The sequence below is a fragment of the Alsobacter sp. genome, from assembly GCF_059501845.1.
Window position 1 is genome coordinate 1523669 of record NZ_JCACDK010000018.1, and the last position, 16869, is coordinate 1540537.

General features: G+C 68.7%; 17 protein-coding genes. 7 read left to right on the forward strand and 10 right to left on the reverse strand.

The genetic code is table 11. The features are described from left to right. Positions 1-52: 52 nt before the first annotated feature. Both AC5JCN_RS22085 and AC5JCN_RS22090 read left to right on the forward strand, forming a co-directional pair. Positions 53-841 (forward strand): cyclase family protein, encoded by a 789-nt coding sequence (locus AC5JCN_RS22085; protein ID WP_495757241.1) that lies wholly within the window; start codon positions 53-55, stop codon positions 839-841. Between the two features lie 73 nt (positions 842-914). Further along, positions 915-2504 carry a phytoene desaturase family protein gene (locus AC5JCN_RS22090; RefSeq protein WP_495757242.1) on the forward strand — a complete coding sequence of 530 codons (1590 nt, stop codon included), beginning with the start codon at positions 915-917 and terminating at the stop codon, positions 2502-2504. A gap of 395 nt (positions 2505-2899) precedes the next feature. Here AC5JCN_RS22090 and AC5JCN_RS22095 read toward each other — a convergent pair whose 3' ends face one another. The 4 genes from AC5JCN_RS22095 to AC5JCN_RS22110 all read right to left on the reverse strand — a co-directional run bounded on the left by AC5JCN_RS22095 (position 2900) and on the right by AC5JCN_RS22110 (position 6454). Beyond that, the gene (locus AC5JCN_RS22095) at positions 2900-3571 is read right to left on the reverse strand and encodes a L,D-transpeptidase (RefSeq protein WP_495757243.1); all 672 of its coding nucleotides are present in this window, start codon (positions 3569-3571) and stop codon (positions 2900-2902) included. A 127-nt stretch (positions 3572-3698) separates the two neighbouring features. Beyond that, entirely contained in the window at positions 3699-4136 is a 438-nt protein-coding gene (locus AC5JCN_RS22100) for a hypothetical protein (protein ID WP_495757244.1), read from the reverse strand. 201 nt (positions 4137-4337) lie between these two features. Then, complete coding sequence (locus AC5JCN_RS22105; RefSeq protein WP_495757245.1) at positions 4338-5483, reverse strand: M20/M25/M40 family metallo-hydrolase; 1146 nt, start codon at positions 5481-5483, stop codon at positions 4338-4340. Continuing rightward, a complete protein-coding gene (locus tag AC5JCN_RS22110) occupies positions 5480-6454 on the reverse strand; it encodes a threonine ammonia-lyase (protein ID WP_495757246.1) in 975 nt (324 codons plus the stop codon). Before AC5JCN_RS22110 ends, AC5JCN_RS22105 begins: the two co-directional genes overlap by 4 nt. A 107-nt stretch (positions 6455-6561) precedes the next feature. On the opposite strand from AC5JCN_RS22110, the gene AC5JCN_RS22115 reads away from it, so the two are divergent. After that, on the forward strand, positions 6562-6975 hold the full coding sequence (locus AC5JCN_RS22115) for a GFA family protein (protein ID WP_495757247.1): 414 nt from the start codon (positions 6562-6564) through the stop codon (positions 6973-6975). Positions 6976-7085: 110 nt separating this feature from the next. Further along, complete coding sequence (locus AC5JCN_RS22120) at positions 7086-8675, forward strand: S10 family peptidase (RefSeq protein WP_495757248.1); 1590 nt, start codon at positions 7086-7088, stop codon at positions 8673-8675. Between the two features lie 51 nt (positions 8676-8726). Here AC5JCN_RS22120 and AC5JCN_RS22125 read toward each other — a convergent pair whose 3' ends face one another. The 5 genes from AC5JCN_RS22125 to AC5JCN_RS22145 form a co-directional block, all read right to left on the reverse strand. Next, positions 8727-11057, reverse strand: coding sequence for a mechanosensitive ion channel family protein (locus AC5JCN_RS22125; protein ID WP_495757249.1), 2331 nt, complete (start codon positions 11055-11057; stop codon positions 8727-8729). Continuing rightward, complete coding sequence (locus tag AC5JCN_RS22130) at positions 11006-11482, reverse strand: GNAT family N-acetyltransferase (protein ID WP_495757250.1); 477 nt, start codon at positions 11480-11482, stop codon at positions 11006-11008. Before AC5JCN_RS22130 ends, AC5JCN_RS22125 begins: the two co-directional genes overlap by 52 nt. Next, a complete protein-coding gene (locus tag AC5JCN_RS22135; protein WP_495757251.1) occupies positions 11479-11976 on the reverse strand; it encodes an NUDIX hydrolase in 498 nt (165 codons plus the stop codon). The genes AC5JCN_RS22130 and AC5JCN_RS22135 overlap by 4 nt, the downstream gene beginning before the upstream one ends. Before the next feature lie 100 nt (positions 11977-12076). Next, a complete protein-coding gene (locus tag AC5JCN_RS22140; protein WP_495757252.1) occupies positions 12077-12403 on the reverse strand; it encodes a DUF1476 domain-containing protein in 327 nt (108 codons plus the stop codon). Further along, positions 12400-12756, reverse strand: a complete 357-nt coding sequence (locus AC5JCN_RS22145; RefSeq protein ID WP_495757253.1) for an ATPase inhibitor subunit zeta — start codon at positions 12754-12756, stop codon at positions 12400-12402. The genes AC5JCN_RS22140 and AC5JCN_RS22145 overlap by 4 nt, the downstream gene beginning before the upstream one ends. A gap of 700 nt (positions 12757-13456) precedes the next feature. On the opposite strand from AC5JCN_RS22145, the gene AC5JCN_RS22150 reads away from it, so the two are divergent. The 3 genes from AC5JCN_RS22150 (at position 13457) to AC5JCN_RS22160 (ending at position 16392) form a co-directional block, all read left to right on the forward strand. After that, positions 13457-14128 (forward strand): hypothetical protein, encoded by a 672-nt coding sequence (locus AC5JCN_RS22150; RefSeq protein ID WP_495757254.1) that lies wholly within the window; start codon positions 13457-13459, stop codon positions 14126-14128. 137 nt (positions 14129-14265) lie between these two features. Beyond that, positions 14266-14400, forward strand: coding sequence for a hypothetical protein (locus AC5JCN_RS22155; RefSeq protein ID WP_495757255.1), 135 nt, complete (start codon positions 14266-14268; stop codon positions 14398-14400). A gap of 402 nt (positions 14401-14802) precedes the next feature. Further along, the gene (locus tag AC5JCN_RS22160) at positions 14803-16392 is read left to right on the forward strand and encodes a peptide chain release factor 3 (RefSeq protein ID WP_495757256.1); all 1590 of its coding nucleotides are present in this window, start codon (positions 14803-14805) and stop codon (positions 16390-16392) included. A gap of 36 nt (positions 16393-16428) precedes the next feature. Here the strand turns inward: AC5JCN_RS22160 and AC5JCN_RS22165 are convergent, their stop codons facing one another. Continuing rightward, positions 16429-16746, reverse strand: coding sequence for a hypothetical protein (locus AC5JCN_RS22165; protein WP_495757257.1), 318 nt, complete (start codon positions 16744-16746; stop codon positions 16429-16431). Positions 16747-16869: the final 123 nt, after the last annotated feature.

Below are 16869 nucleotides of genomic sequence, written 5' to 3' on the forward strand. Positions count from 1 at the left end.
AGGCGCCCGGCCGACCGGCCCGTAGGCGCCGCGATCCAGGGGGACGATTTCGATGAGTTCTGCGAACGTGCTTGCCGGCCTCGGCTCGGCGCTCCTGTCGGGCGCCGTCAAGGTGGTGGACCTTTCCGCGCCGCTCGGGCCGGAGACACCCGTGATCTACCTGCCGCCGCAGATCGGCAAGAACACGCCCCCCGTAAAGGTGCACACCATCTCCCACTACGACCAGGACGGGCCGTACTGGGCCTGGAACTGGCTCGAGCTGGGCGAGCACACCGGCACGCATTTCGACGCGCCCGTGCACTGGATCACCGGCAAGGACTACGCCGACGGCACGACGGACCGCATCCCGCCGCAGAACTTCGTGGCGCCAGTCAATGTGATCGACCGCTCGAAGGAGACCGCCGCCGACCCTGACTACCTGCTCACCGTGGAGAGCATCAAGGAGTGGGAAGGCCAGCACGGCGCCATCGAGGCGGGAAGCTGGGTGCTGCTGCGGACGGACTGGTACAAGCGCAACGGCTCGTCCGAGAGCTTCCTCAACGCCGACGCGAACGGCCCGCACTCGCCGGGCCCGACGGCCGAGGCAATCGAGTACTTGCTGTCGAAGGGCATCATCGGCTGGGGATCGGAAACGGTCGGGACCGATGCAGGCTCGGCCGGCGGCATGAACCCTCCCTTCCCCGCCCACAACCTGATGCACAAGGCCAACAAGTACGGCCTCGCCAGCCTGTGCCAGCTCGATCAGCTGCCGCCCAAGGGCGCCGTGCTGATCGCGGCGCCGCTGAAGTTCGTCAACGGCACGGGCTCGCCGGTGCGGGCGCTGGCGCTCGCTCCAGCCTGAGCCACCACAACGGGGGAGCAGCGCCGCGGCTCCTCCCTTTTTCCTGAGCGATGATCCGGGCCGGGGCCACGGCATGAGCGAGCACGACTACGTCATCGTCGGCAGCGGCATCAATGCGCTCGTCGCGGCAGCAATGCTGGGCAAGAAGGGCCGCAAGGTCCTGGTGCTGGAGCGCAACGACCGGATCGGCGGCTGCATCCGCACGGAGGAATGCACGGCGCCGGGTTATATCCACGACGTCATGGCGACGACCTTCGTGCTCTTCCTGCTGTCGCCGGCCTATGGCGCCGTCGGCAAGGACCTGGAGGCGCGGGGCGTCGCCTTCGCGCATGCCGACAGGCCGACGGGCGTGCTGCGCCCGGACGGATCGCACCTGGTCTTCACGAAGGACCGGTCGCGGAACGTCGCTGCGCTGGAGGCGCTCACGAAGGGCGATGGCGCCTCGTTCGCGGCCCAGATGGACGCCCTCGGCGCCGACGCGCCCTTCCTCTTCGCGCTGCTCGGCGGCCAGCTCTGGTCGGCTGCGACGCTGAAGACGATGGCGCGCGAGATGTGGAAGCGCGGCCCGCGCGGGCTCGCTGCCTGGTTCGGTGAGGCCCTGACGAGCGCCAGGGCGGTGCTGGAGACCTCCTACGGATCCGATCTCTCCCGCGCGCTTTGGGCTCCATGGGTGCTGCACACGGGGCTCGGCCCTGAGAGCGCCTATTCCGGCGCCATGGCCCGCGTCATCGCCTTCGCCATCGAGGCCGCGGGCTGCCCCATCGTGCAGGGCGGCGCGCAGAGACTGCTCGACGGCTTCGACCGATTGATCCGTGACCATGGCGGCGCGATCCGCACCGGCGCGGAGGTCGACGCCGTCATCCCCGGCCCGGGTGGCCGGGCCGCCGGAGTACGCCTGGCCGGCGGAGAGACAGTCACCGCGCGCAGCGGCGTGATTTGCTCGGTCACCCCGCAGCAGCTCTATGGCCGCCTGCTGCGCGACTGGCCCACACCGCCGCCGGCGCCAGTGCGGGACGGAATGAAGCGCTTCCGCTACGGCAAGGGCAACATGCAGGTCCACTACGCCCTCTCGGCCCCGCCGCGCTGGAAGGGCGGAGACGAGCTCGGCAAGGTCGCGCTGCTGCACCTGACGCCCGGCCTCGACGGCGTCTCGCGCGCCGCCAACGAGGCGGAGCGCGGCATGCTCCCGGCCGAGCCGACGATCTGTGTCGGCCAGCCCACCGCACTCGACCCCAGCCGTGCGCCGGAGGGCGGCGCGGTGCTCTGGCTGCAGCTGCCCGAGGCGCCGCGCCATATCAAGGGCGACGCCGCCGGCGAGATCGCCACGCCTCCCGACGGTGCCTGGACCGAGGCCATCCGCGAGCGCTACGCCGACCGGGTAGAAGCCATTCTGGCGCAGCACATCGAGGGCTTCCGCGACAGCGTCGTCGCGCGGCGGGCCTATTCCCCCGCCGACCTCGAGGCGATGAACGTCAACCTCGTCGGCGGCGACCCCTATGGCGGCTTCTGCGGCATCGACCAGTTCTTCCTCTGGCGGCCCTTCAAGGGCTCGGTGAACCACGCCACCTACGTTGCCGGCCTGCACCACATCGGGGCCGCCACCCACCCCGGCCCCGGCCTCGGCGGCGGTTCAGGCTTCCTGCTGGCGTCCTCGCTGGGCTGAGCGCGAAGTGTGTGTGTCGTCCCCGGCGGCCCGCAGGGCCGGGAAGGGGAACCAGGCCTGTGTTGCGCCCGGATGCTCGAGGGCAGAAGGGCTCACACCCGGCCCCTGGATCCCCTTCCCCTCCGCGCCTTCGGCGCTCCGGCCGGGGATGACAGGCTGAGTGGTCTCGGCTCGGTGAACGGTAGAGCCGCCCCTTGTCATCCCCGGCGGCCCGCAGGGCCGGGAAGGGGATCCAGGCCTGTTCCTAGCCTGAATCCCAAGGGGCAGAAGGGCTCACATCCTGCCCCTGGCTCCCCTTCCCCTTCGCGCCTTCGGCGCTCCGGCCGGGGATGACAGGGGGAGCGTTATCGGGGACAGGCTTGGCGGATTTGGACGATGGCTTGCAACGCCCCGCGTCAGACCACGCCCATGCCGCGCACCACCACCTTTGTTCCGGTCGGTACGCGGCGGTGCAGGTCGATGACGTCCTGGTTGATCATGCGGATGCAGCCGGAAGAAACCTGCGTTCCGATGGTCTCGGGCTCGTTGGTGCCGTGAATGCGGTACAGCGTGTCCCGGTCACCCTGGTAGAGGTAGAGCGCGCGTGCGCCGAGCGGGTTTTCGAGGCCGCCCGGCATGCCGTTGGCGTACTGCCGAAGCTCCGGCTGGCGCAGGATCATCTCCTTGGGCGGCGTCCAGGTCGGCCACACCGCCTTGCGGCGGATGGTGGCGTTGCCCTGCCAGCCGAAGCCCTCGCGGCCTACCCCGACACCATAGCGGACGGCCTGGCCGTTCTCTCCGACGTGGTAAAGAAAGCGCTCGGCGGGGTCGACGACGACTGTTCCGGGTGCCTCCGAACCGTCATAGGCGACGACCTGGCGCAGGAAGACCGGGTCGATCCGGCTGACGTCGACGGCCGGAACGGGGAAGGGCTCGTTGTCGAGCTCCGCATAGGTGTCGTTGCCGAACGGGTCCATGCCAGGCCCCGGCTCCGCCATCACGTAGGGCGGCGGGCCCGCGCTCACGCATCCGGCGAGAGCGAGAGGCAGCCCCAGGATGAAGAGGCGGCGGTCGGGGGAGAAGGGCATCAGGCGGGGCTCCGTCACTTACGCAGGGCTTGAACGGCGCCTTGCGGCGCGAAGTTCCGATAATCCACCAAATTGGATCAATGCGTGGCGAACATTACGTTAACTTGACGAGTGATGCAGTCCTGCATCACCTCAGCCAGGCGAAGAACGGCGCGGCAAAAAGACCGCGCGGCTCCCGCTTCCGTTGCGGCCGGGCCGATACCCGCGTGACCCGGCGGGACTTGGAGACGATCGGCTCATCGTTCGTGACAGTCTGAACCGTGGCCGTCAGCCCGGCTTGCTGGACCGGCTGGGTCTCCTGCGCATAGAGCACCTCCGGCACGCCGAGCGCCGGCGACACGGGAGCGGCTTCCTGCCGCGTGCCCGGCGCGTCGAAGGGCGAGGCGAGGATGACCCGAATGCCCGGGCGAACCTCATGGACCGCGGCCGGACGCACTTGCGCCTGGGCCAGCCTGACGGGCTCCGACACCGGCGGCTGCCTTTCGGGCCGCACGGGGTCAGCGACGTAGATCATCGGGCCGGCGAGGGCGGCAAGCCCTGCCAGCGCGACCTTGATTGCGCTCATGGCGGTCGATCCCGATCGGGGATGCGCCGGAAGGGATCAGGCGCCGAAAGCGATGAGGCCGAGCCATCCGAGCCCGGCCACGATGCCTGCGAGTACCCACCATCCGCCCTTCATGGCTGCGTCCCATACCGAACTTCGTGTTCGGCGAGGTGAACGCGAAAACGCCTCACCCGTTCCGCTGTGCTGCCACGATTGCGCTCTTCAGCCGCAGAATTCGACTGCGGTGCGCTCCAGGATTCCGGCGAGCGTCCGAACGGAGGCGATGTCGGTCCACTCCGTCGCGGCGTGCGCGCCCGCCCCATGGGCTCCGAACATCACGCAGGGAATGCCCGCCTCGGCCAAAATTGCGCAGTCCGTCCAGAACGGTTCGCCGCGAAGCGCGGGCGCGGATCCCATCACGGCGGCACCTGCGGCGGAGACGCCCCTGACGATGGCCGCATCGGCCGGCGTCTCGAAGGCGGGCCGGTGCAGGCCGGGGCGCAGCTCGTAGCGGAAGTCCGGCACCCGGGAGGCGATGTCCTCGAGCAGCGCCCGCATCTCGGCTTCCATCGCCGCGGGCGTTTCGCCAGGCAGGGTGCGGCGCTCCAGGCCGATGACGCACTCGGCCGGATAGCTCGACATCTCCTGCCCGCCGCGGATCGTCGAGGCGTGCACCGAGCCCCAGCGCAGGAGAGGGTGCGTCTCGGCCGAACGCAGCCGGCGGTCGAGAGCCTCGATGGCGACGAGCACGTGCCCGGCCCTGGCGATGGCGTCGATGCCTGCCTCCGGCAGCGAGCCGTGCGCGGCGCGGCCGATGACCGCGACCTCGAACCAGGCGAAGCCGCGATGGGCGATGGTGAGCTTGAGATGGCTGGGCTCGGTAACGATGGCCGCGTCGGCCCGAAAACGGGCTGCCACCTGCTCCGTCCCGAAGCTGGCATGCTCCTCGTCGGCGACGCAGGCGACGAGCACGTCGCCGCGCAGGCCGGCCCGGGCGGCGCGCGCCGCCGCAACCATCATGGCTGCGACCCCGCCCTTCATGTCGAAACTGCCGCGCCCGTACAGCCGGCCGTCGGCGATGACGGGGTCGAGCGGGTCGCCGTCATAGCCAGCCAAGGTCACGGTATCGATGTGGCCGTTGAACATCAGCGAGCGGCCGCCGCCGGTGCCCTTGGCCACGCCCACGACGGAAGGGCGGCCCGGCACATCCTCGATCCAGGTCACCTCGAAGCCGTGCCGCTTCAGCCACTCGGCGCAGAAGGCGGCGATGGCCGCCTCGCCGACGGCACCCGGCACGAGATCGGGGTTCACGGATTCGGTGGCGACGAGCGCCGTCAGGAGGTCGACGGGATCCTCGACGGCGCTCATCGCGATGCCTCCGGCAGCAGCCAGGTCCTGATCTGGGCGGGGGTGAGGTTGCCTCCGCACAGGATCGTCGCGACCTGCTGCCCCGCATAGACCGTCGGCCGGGCGATGAGGGCCGCGAGCCCCGCCGCGCCGGCGGGCTCCACCACGAGGCCCAGCCGCTCGTGGCAGAGCCTCATGGCGGCGAGGATGTCCTCGTCGGACACCTCCACCACCTCGTCCACGGTGCCGCGCATGGTTTCCAGCGCATAGGGTACCGGAACACGTACGGCGATGCCGTCGGCGATGGTGCCGGCCGTCCGTGTCTCGACGGGGATTCCGGTGTCGAACGACGTCTTCATGCAGGGTGCTGCCTTGGCGACGACCCCGACGACGCGCGTCACCGGGCTCTCGGCCTTCATCCAGGCGCCGACACCGGTCGCGAGCGCGCCGTTCCCGAGCGGGACGAGGACCACGTCCGGCCGCGCGCCGGCCCCGGTGAGCTCGGCCGCGATCGTCCCGGCGCCTTCGGCCACGGCCGGCTCGTCGCCATCCACCACAAGCGTCCCGCCGCCGGCAGCGGCGAAGGCGACGGCAGCCGCCTTGGCGGCATCGAAATCGGCACCCGAGAGTTTCACTTCCGCGCCCAGCCGGCGCATGGCCTCGAGCTTCAGCGGGTTGGCCGTGGTGGCCGCGAACACGGTGAGGCGGATGCCGCGGGCCCGTGCCGCCCAGGCGACGCCCTGCCCGAAATTTCCCGCCGACGCCGTCACCAGGGGACCCGTGTCCTGGCGCCCGGCGACGTACCACGACGCTCCCCGCCCCTTGAAGGAGCGGATCGGATTCAGCGTCTCGACCTTCAGCTGCAGCCGGCATTCCAGCAAATCGTCCAGCGTCGAGTGCTGGACGAGCGGCGAGCCGAGGAAGACGGGGTCGATCGCGGCACGAGCAGCGGCGATGCGGGCAGCGGATGGCGGCTCGCGGCCGCCGGGCATGGATGAACCTTGAGACATAGCGGAACACTAGGCTGCCGGAGCGGATTTGACCAAGGTTCCAGGCCGGGCCGTGCTGGCCCGCCATGTGGACCCTGGGGAGGTGACCGATGGAGCAATTGACGGGCGGCTGCCTGTGCGGCGGCGTGCGATACGAGGCGGCGGGGAAGCCCTACCGCGTCGGCCTGTGCCACTGCCTGGATTGCCGCAAGTTTCACGGCGCTCTCTTCCAAGCTTCCGCCATCTACCCCGAGCAGGCCGTGAGCGTGACGGGCGAGACGCAGTCATACGGCGGACGTCACTTCTGCCCGCGCTGCGGCTCTTCTGTGTTCGCCCGCAGCGACGACGAAATCGAGATCAGTCTCGGCTCTCTCGACGCTCCCGACCAGCTGATGCCGACCTATGAGAGCTGGACGGTCCGGCGCGAAGCCTGGCTGCCGCGGTTTCCCCTGGCGCACCGCTACGAGCACGACCGCGATCCCTCCAGCCGGTACGAGGATGCGGAGCCACCTGCGGAGCCTTAACTGAAGGGCGGGCGCGCGCGGAACCGTCGCACGCCTGCAGGCATGTGTTCGCCATGATGCACCCCCACCATGGTGCCACGTCCGATTGAAACAGCCCCGCCGGAGCGACCATGCCGATCCCGTTTGCCCGCAGTGCCGCCGCGGCGCTCGCTCTCCTGCTCCTCGGCGCGGTGCCTCTCGCCGCCCAGCAGCCGAACCCGCATGAGCAGGCCAGGGCCGGCGAGAACCGCCCGAACGGCGGCGACAAGGAAGCAGGCGGGGAGGGTGGCCGCGAGCAGGCGATGCGCCTTCCGGCCCCGTCGGTCACGCAGCACACGCTCGACCTCGGCGACCGCCGGCTGGAGTTCACCGCGACGCTCGGCGCCGTGCCGCTCTACGATGGCGAGGGAGGCCCCCTGATTGCGGAGGTCGCGACGATGGCGTTCACGCGCCCGGCCGAGAACGGGCGCCCGCGGCCCGTCACCTTCCTGTTGAACGGAGGACCCGGGGCGGCGTCGGCCTACCTCAACATCGGCGCGATCGGCCCTTGGCGCCTGCCGCTCTCGCACATCGCGCCGTCCGCCTCGGCGATGACGGTTCCCAACCCGCAGACCTGGCTGGACTTCACCGATCTCGTCTTCATCGACCCCGTCGGCACGGGATACTCATGGGGCGGCGGACGGGGGGAGGATTCGCGTCGCCGCTTCTTCTCGGTCGACGGGGACATCCAGTCGCTCGCCACCGTCATCCGCAAATGGATCGAGCGCAACGACCGGCAGGACTCGCCCAAGTTCGTCGTCGGCGAGAGCTATGGCGGCTTCCGCGGACCGAAGATCGTACGGCAGCTCCAGGCCGGGCAGGGCGTCGGTGTCGCCGGCCTCGTGCTCGTCTCGCCGGTGCTCGACTTCGGCTGGCGCTTCCAGGACCGGCACTCGCCGATGCGCTGGGTGACGGAGCTGCCCTCGATGACGGCGGCGGCCCGGGATAACACCCCCGCGGGCACCGACGTGATCGATCCCCGTGACACGAAGGACGTCGAGGATTACGCGGCCGGGGAATTCATGACCGACCTGCTGCGCGGCGTGAACGACGGTCAGGCGGTCGAGCGCATGGCAGCAAGGGTGTCGGGGTTCACCGGGCTCGACATCGCGCTGGTCAAGCGGCTCTCCGGGCGCGTGGATTCCGCCACCTTCGTCCGCGAGCGGGGACGCGAGACCCGCGAGGTCGGCAGCCTCTACGACGCCACCGTCGTCGGGCCGGACCCCAACCCGTCCGCAGCCGTGTCGCGGCCGGAGGACCCTGTGCTCGACGGCAGCGAGGCGCCTCTCTCGAGCGCCATGACGGACCTCTACCGCCGGCTCGGATGGCGCATCGACCGGCCCTACAAACTCCTGAGCGAGGAGGTTGGCGCATCCTGGCAGTGGGGCGGCAGGCGCACGGCACCGGAAGCGGTCGGTGACCTGCGCGAGGCGCTGGCCCTTGACAAGGCGCTGCACGTGCTCGTCGTGCACGGCGGCTACGACCTCGTCACGCCCTATTTCGAGAACCGGCTGATCCTCAACCAGCTGCCTGCCTTCGACGGCCGGCTCGATCTGTCGGTCTATCGCGGCGGGCACATGTTCTACATGCGGGATGCTGCCCGCTCCGCCTTCCGTGCAGATGCCGAGAAGCTCTACGGCAACGCCCTCGGGGCCGTGAACCGGCTGGGCACCGCGCCGTAGCCGCCGCTTTCCCGGGACCGATGTTGCTCCGCATTGCCTGATCAGGAGGCGTCACTCGGCGGGACTGCCCTGCGGTGCGGGAGCGGGATGGGTCAGCTCGAAGCCCCGCTGTGCCGCGGCAGTCATGCTGTCCCCGCCCGCTCCGCCGGAGACGGTCACGGTCGGGAAGGCGAACTTGATGCCGTTTGCCTCGAACGCCTTCTTGATCAGCGCGTAGGCACGGCGCCGGATCACGAACTGCTCCCCCGGCTTGGTCATCATCTTCAGCCGGATCTGGATGGCGAAGTCGCCCATCTGCTCGACGCCCTGCATTTTCAGCGGCTCGAGGATGCTGGGCGCGAATTCCGGGTCCGCCGCGAGCTGCTTACCGACGTCCTTGATGATCCTCTTCACGAGGTCGAGGTCCGTGTCGTAGGTGACGCCGATCGTCACCTTGTCGATGACCCAGTCGCGGCTGAGGTTCTGCACGGCGCCCAGTTCGCCGAAGGGAACCGTCGTCAGCGGCCCGCGATGGTGGCGCAGCTTCACCGAGCGCAGCGAAAAGCTCTCCACCGTGCCCTTGTAGCTCTTGGTCTCGATGTACTCGCCGACGCGGAAGGCATCGTCGAGCAGGTAGAAGATGCCGGAGATGATGTCCTTCACCAGCGTCTGCGCGCCGAAGCCGACGGCGATGCCGATGACGCCGGCGCCGGCCAGAAGCGGGCCGATCTGGATGCCGAGCGCGTCGAGCACCATCAGCACCATCACCGACATGATGATTACCAGCATGAAATTGCGCAGGATCGGCAGCAGCGTGTGCAGCCGCTGGCGCTTGCGGCCTTCCGGGCTGTCGTCGATGTGGGTGCTGGTGACCGGGCCCGCGAGCGACCCGTCGATGAGGGCCCGGGTGAGCCGCCAGATCAGGTCGGCCACCAAGAGGACGATCAGGATGCGCAGCATCGCCCGCATGGTGCGAGTCAGCGCCGTCTCGCCCATCGCGATCTCGCCGATGTCGATCCCCCAGGCACGCGCGAGGATGAAGGCGCTGGCGATCACCACGAGGCTGCGGAACGACCGCTCGGCCACGACGACCCAGGTGATGAGCCGCGTGTCGCCGCGCTCTTCGGCATCGGCGCGGCCTGCCACCGTGGCGATGATACTTCCGCCAAGGCGCGCCACCAGCGGCGCGGTGACGGCCACCGCCAGCGTCCAGAACAGAGCGTCCATGCGCAGTGCCGCAAAGAGCCAGCCGACGATGATCGCGAGCGTCAGCAAAACGGTGCCGAGCCTGCTCGTCGGCGGTTCGTCCGTGAGTGCATGGCGCTGCCAGATCACGGTGATCAGCGTGATCGCGAGCGCTGCCAGGGCGAGTGCCGCCACGACGTCGCGCGCCGCGGGTGGGATCCCGACGATGCGCAGGATGGAGACCAGCGCCCACCCTGTGGCGAACACCCAGACGGTGACGAGGAGACGCCTGTGCCAGAACCAGGCGAGCGGCGTCGAGACGGGAACGAGCCTGAAATAAAGGTGCCGCGCCCCCGGAGCGAGAGTGATCCGCCCCAGTGAAACGGCCAGTCGCGTCATCAGGACGGCGGCGAGGCCGACCAGCGCGAGGTCACGAAACAGCGGCGGCCACGGGAACAGCAGGAAGGCACCGAGGCTGCCGATGAGGAAGGCGGTCAGCACGTAGATGGCGAAACCGATGCGCAGCGCCTGCGTGTTCAGCCGCTGGGATACAGTGTCGCCGGGCGAATCCAGGACCTTGGCCAGCAGCGGCCGCGCCGACCACCACGCGATGCGCTGTGCCGCCATGCCGCCGCCGGCGAAGAGGAGCACCGCCGCCACAAGCCAGACCAGGTCGACCGAGCTCTCCATGGCCCGCACGGTGCGCCAGCCGTCGGCGATGGCGCCGGGCACCATGGGGGCCGTCCGTACCAGCTCCTCGGCGCGGGCGCGCACCTGCTGCAGGTGGCTTGACATCATCATCGGCAGGTCGCCCGTCGAAGCCTCGGCGCGCTGCGGCGGGGCATTGGCGGGCTGCGGTTCGGCCGGACCGGGGGCAGCGGCAGGGGCGGAAGACGCCGCACCCGGCGTCAGCTTCGGGATCACGCTGTCGTTGACGAAGGCGCGTCCGGCCGCGTCGTCCGGCACTTCGATGATGATGCGCATCGGCGGCCGGGCCGGCGCCTCGGCCGGAGCCTGGGCGAGCGCAAACCCGCCGGTCAGGCAGGCGGCCGCGACGAAGGCGGCGAAAAGAACGGTAAAAAGACGAATCCGAATGGGCACGGCGGGGACAATGGCACGGGTGGTGGTGGTGCGGGAAGCCTGGGCTCCGCCGACGGCCGGAATGGCTACCGGCGCCGCCGGTCGCGGTTGGCCAGATTCCATGAGACGGCGACCCATGGCCCGATCTCGTTGGTGCCGCCGCCCCCGACGACCCACCCCTGGCTTCGATAGAAGGCCAGCGCGGTCTCGTTCTGGGCCTGGCACTTGAGCCACGCCCAGGGCGACAGCCGGCGCATGGCGTGCCCGAGCAGCGCCGAGCCGATGCCGCGCCGGTGCAGCGACGGCTCGACAAACAGCAGGTGGATGAAGTGGTCGGGCAGCCAGAGCGAGGAGAAGCCCGCGACGCAACCATCCACCGAGGCGATCGTCATCGATTCGCCCGAAGAATCCAGCGCGAAATCCTGCGCGACGAACCGTGCGGGGTCGCACCACCAGAAAGCCTTGCGCCGTGCCTCGACATAGATGCGCTCGCAGGCCGGACGGTCGGCCGCGCGGTAGGGCCGGAGACTAAGGCCGGCTGCGGGCTGGACCTGCGCGCTCACGTCTTCTCCGGCAACTGCTCGATCAGCGCGGCGAGGCCGGGCTCGTCGACCAGTGCCGCGGCCTGGGCGGGCGTGAACCAGGCACGCTTGCGCTGGTGCTGTTCCTTCCAGGTCTTGCGCTGTTCCTGCACCTCGAGGAGGAAAACCCGGATCGTGCACAGCACGAAATGCTCGTCGAAGCGCTTGAATGCCGGAAACTCGCCGAGCGGCTTCTTCTGAACCGAACCTTTGACCCCGGCTTCCTCGAGAGCTTCCTGGGCTGCTGCCTCATGCGGCTTCTTGCCCGCCATGGGCCACCCTTTCGGGATGATCCAGCGGCCGGTCTCGCGCGAGGTCACGAGGAGGATACGAGACCCGTCCTTCGTGCGTCGCACGGGGAGGGCGCCAAACTGCACCGGGCACGCGTCCAGCGGAGCTGGCACGTCGGACTGCGGTTTGATGGCGCGATCCTGTTTCATCTCAGCCCTGCGTAAGTCATCGCCGCCGGAAATCAAGCGGCGCCTTGACAACGACGCATGCGGGCAAAAGGTCCGCCTCGCCCCGTCATTTTGCGGCGGCAGGCTTACCGGAAGCTTTCGCAGGTCCAATGACGGGCTAATCCGTCGCCGAGGCCTGCACCCAGGCCTGCTTGTGACATTCCTGCAGCCGCTTCCGGACCGCAGTGGGCGGCACCGGAAGGCCCGCGAGGTGCAGGTCCGCCGTCACCTTGAGGACGACGTCGCTGTCACCCTGCACGAGGAAATCCGCCTCGTGCACCTGCCCGGCGTAGCGCTCGAGCTCCGGGCCCGCGAGGCCCATGAGCCGCCCGGCCCACAGGCCGAGCAGCGCGTTGCGGCGGGCGAGGACCGCATGGCGGGTATCCTCGTCGATGCACCAGGTCGGCGCGAGGCTCTCTCTGCGTCCCGCGGCCACGCCCGTCATGCCCGGCCCCCGCGCCGGCGGCGGAAGCGCGGCCCCGTCGCGTCGAGGTCGAGCGCGGCGCGCAATTCCATCTCGCGCAACTGCGAGCGCAGGTGCCGCTCCGGGACCGCGATCCCCGCCTTCTCCAGAGCCCGTGAGACGAAGCTGACCACGTCGTCATGACCGGGCTCGCTGAGATCGGCGAAGTGCACGCTCCACGCGAAGGCCTCGTGCTGCTCGGCGCGCAATCCCATCCGCCTGGCCGCCCACAGGCCGAACAGCACGTTGCGCCGGGCGGTAAGGCCGGTGCGCGTGTCGAGTTCGGCCCAGTCGATGGCGGCCGTCGTGGACAGGCTAGGGGCAAGGTGAGTCATCAGGTCCTCCCGGAGGTAACCGGAGGTTGCCGATGCGCCCGCGCCCGCGGCGGCACACGCCGAGGCCCGGTGCCGCTCGAGCGGACCGGTTTCAGCGTGGAGTGCGGGAGAGGAAAGCATCGGACCTCCAGATGCCGCGGCGCGGCAGGTGAAGGATCCGACATCGCAGGCTGTTGCCTGCCAGAGGGGCCCGGATCCGGGACAGAGCGGAGGTGGGGAGGGGTTCGGCGGGTTTCAAGGGGGCAGCCTGAGGTCTGTCATCCCGGCCGCTGAGGTGGCAATTACTGCGCAATGCCGCCGTCGCGCTGCGAGCGCGACCCGCGCTACTTCGAGATCGCCTGCCACCGCATCGAGCAGGCGCAGAGGCAGGGCGACATGTTCGTCCAGAGCGCGCCTTCCCCAACACCGACGCAGATAGAGTTGATCTGACTTCGTGATGGCACCATGGCTGCTTGGTCATCTTTCTGAAATCCCGCCAAGCCGAACCCGAGCACCAGATGCCACTTCGGGAGAAGCTGCCGCTCATCTTCCGCGCCCGCGAAAGGGATGCAAAGTCACCTGAAGACAAGCGGCGGGCGGAGCGCAATCTTGCAAAGCAGGGTGCCTACATCCTACAGTGGAGAAGCGTCAAAAGACTGACTACTACAGACTTGTAGGACTCTTGCTGTTGTGTCATGTACGACGGCGAAGGAGTCGAGTCGTGGACGACATCAGCCAGGCTGCCAAGGCGAAGATCATCAAGAAGCGCGACGCCATCGTCGCCGAGCGTACCTCGCTGCTGAAGCGGCGCGCTGAGATCATGGCGACCTTGCGAACCCTTGACCGGCAGCTTGCCGACTGCAAAGCGGCTGCGCGCGTCTTCGGGGTGGAGGTGGAATTTCCCGAGGATGAACGTGACGAGTACGAGCGCATGCTGGCCGTCCAGCGCGGCTTGCAGCGCGGCGCGAACGTGGCCATCGAACATACAGTACCGAGGACGGTTCACTCAACGGTTGTGCACGAGCGGCTTGTAGCCCGAGATCATGCAGCAGCCGTAGTGGAAGCATCTTCTCAGTCCGCCGTTGCGGAACCGCAAGCGCAGGCAGCTACGGTAGTTCCGCCGCCTCCCGGCAAGAAACCCACCATCCGCGAGGTTGCCATCGCTTATCTGCAGGCAGCAGGCGCTGCCGGGACGAAAGCGTCTGCCATCCGCGAACACCTTGAAACGGAGCACGGTCAGGTCGTCCACGATAAAACGGTCGGCATGACTCTCTACCGCTTGTCCAAAGAGGGCCACGCCCACCGCGACAAGCTCATCTGGTTCTTCGGGCCGCCTCCAGCGGAAACGAAGAACCCCGGCGGTGACGCGCCGGGGCCCAATGTCTTCGAGTAGGTAGAAAGGAGCATCCCATGTGGCAAGCCGCCACAAGATAGCCTTGCCGTGGGCGGAGGCCATTCGGCCTCCCTCCCACGGCCTGTATTAGTTCACACCTCATCGTCCGTCCATCGGACAAACTGGGAATTTCTTAGATGGCTAAAAAACAGTCGTCATCAAGCGTATCCAGCATCGCCGGAAAAGTTCTGGGTGGCAAAGCGCCGACCAAGACCGAGGCGAAGAAGCTGGCCGCGTCCGTCCTCTCGCAGGACGAAAAGAAGGGTAAGTAGCCCTTCCGAAACGACACCGCCGCGCAGGGATGCCTGCGCGGCGGCTGGTCTTTTCCGCCTCTCTCGATACGCACCACAGTACCTGTTTTCCGGGCGCTGATCGGGCGCAACCGACGGTGAAAAGGCGGGGGAACCCGTGATTGTCGCGGGCTTACCGCGCTAATTTCCTTACGGAAATGACCGCCCGTGAAGTCCCGTGACAAACTGTGACTTTCACTGGATCACCTCCTTTCGTTCGTTGCCGATGAACAGAGAGTGGGGTGCATGGCTCCGAATGTAAAGCGCGGCCGGCACTGCGCGTCCGTCAGGGAGGTCCCGAACTTGATCGCGGGCTCCTGAATCGCTACGTCCGGCCTGCCGGCTCGCATGCCGGCCCTTGCTCTCGCGGGATTTCCGACGGCCATGACCGACCCGACCGCCCCTGTCGCCAGGCGGCGCACCTTCGCCATCATCTCGCACCCGGACGCGGGCAAGACGACGCTGACCGAAAAGCTGCTGCTGTTCGGCGGCGCCATCCAGCTCGCCGGCGAGGTCAAGGCCAAGCGCAACGGCGTCCAGACCCGCTCCGACTGGATGGGCATCGAGCGCGAGCGCGGCATCTCGGTCGTCACCTCGGTGATGACGTTCGAGTACGGCGATTGCGTCTTCAACCTCCTGGACACGCCAGGCCACGAGGACTTTTCGGAAGACACGTACCGCACGCTGACCGCGGTGGACTCGGCGGTGATGGTGATCGACGCGGCGAAAGGCATCGAGGCGCGCACGCGCAAGCTGTTCGAGGTCTGCCGGCTGCGCGACATCCCCATCGTCACCTTCATCAACAAGATGGACCGCGAGAGCCGCGATCCCTTCGAGCTGCTCGACGAGATCGAGAAGACCCTGGCCCTCGACACCGCGCCGATCACGTGGCCGATCGGGCGCGGCAGGAGCTTCGCAGGCACCTATGACCTGAAGACCAACGTCGTGCGCCGCCTCGACCACGACGAGGAGCCCCTGCAGGCCTCCGGCCCGGACGACGACGCCGTGCTCGGCCTGCTGCCGGAGCACGAGCGCGCAGCCTGGCTCGACGAGGTGATGCTGGCGCAGGATGCGGTACGGCCGTTCGAGGAGCAGTACTTCCTGGAAGGGCACCTCTCCCCCGTCTTCTTCGGCAGCGCGCTGCGCAATTTCGGCGTGCGCGACCTCATCGACGCGCTCGCGGCCCACGCCCCGCCGCCGCGCGGCCAGCAGGCCGACATCAGGCTGGTCGAGGCGCAGGAGCCGCGCATGACGGGGTTCGTGTTCAAGATCCAGGCGAACATGGATCCCAACCACCGCGACCGCATTGCCTTCATCCGTGTCTGCTCGGGTAAGCTGACGCGCGGCATGAAGGCCAAGCTGGTGCGCACCGGCAAGCCCATCAGCCTTGCGGCGCCGCAGTTCTTCTTCGCCCGCAACCGCGCCATCGCCGACGAGGCCTGGGCCGGGGACGTGGTCGGCATTCCCAACCACGGCACGCTGCGCATCGGGGACACGCTGACGGAAGGCGAGGACCTCGTCTTTCGGGGCGTGCCGAGCTTCGCGCCGGAGATCCTGCGCCGCATCAAGCTGAACGACGCCATGAAGGCCAAGAAGCTGCGCGAGGCACTGCAGCAGATGGGTGAGGAGGGCGTCGTCCAGCTCTTCGTGCCCTATGACGGCTCCGGCGCCATCGTCGGCGTGGTCGGCGCGCTGCAGCTTGACGTGCTGAAGGTGCGTCTCGCGGCCGAATACGGCCTTCCCATCGACTATGAGCAGACCCGGTTCGCAATCTGCCGCTGGGTCGACAGCGACAATCGGGTCGAGCTCGACAAGTTCGTGACCGGCAACAACTCGTCGATGGCGGCGGACCTCGACGGCTCGCCTGTCTTCCTGTCGCCCAGCGCCTTCCAGCTTCGCTACGACGAGGAGCGCTGGCCCGCCATTCAGTTCACCGACGTGAAGGACTACCAGGTCCGCGACAAGGCAGCGTGAAAAGGGCCGGGGAGATCATCCCCGGCCCGCGCCGGCTCAGCGGCAGCGGCGCACTTCGCGCACGACGACGTTGCCGTTCGGGCGGACGACCCGCTCGCGAACGATCCGGCAGGGGTTGCCGTAGCCATAGCGCGGCCCCTGGTGGTAGCCCGCGCCCACGCCGCAGCGGCGGACCGTACGGTAGACGACGCGTCCGTTCGGCCTGACCACGCGCTCCCGGCGCACCACGCAGGCAGCTTCCTGGAGGAGCGAGGGCGCTTGCACCCCCTGCGGTGCGGCCGGCATGGCGCCGGCGGGCGCGGACATGACCAGGACGGACAGGGCGGCAGCGGCACCGGCGATCAAGAGCTTCATTCCGTTCTCCTCGAAACTGTTTCAGCGGCAGACAACGGCCTGTACCCGGAGGGGTTTCAGCGGCGGCCTGTCGCGCGCCGGCTCTGGTAAACGGGAGCTTGATCACGGGTTCGTGAACTGAAT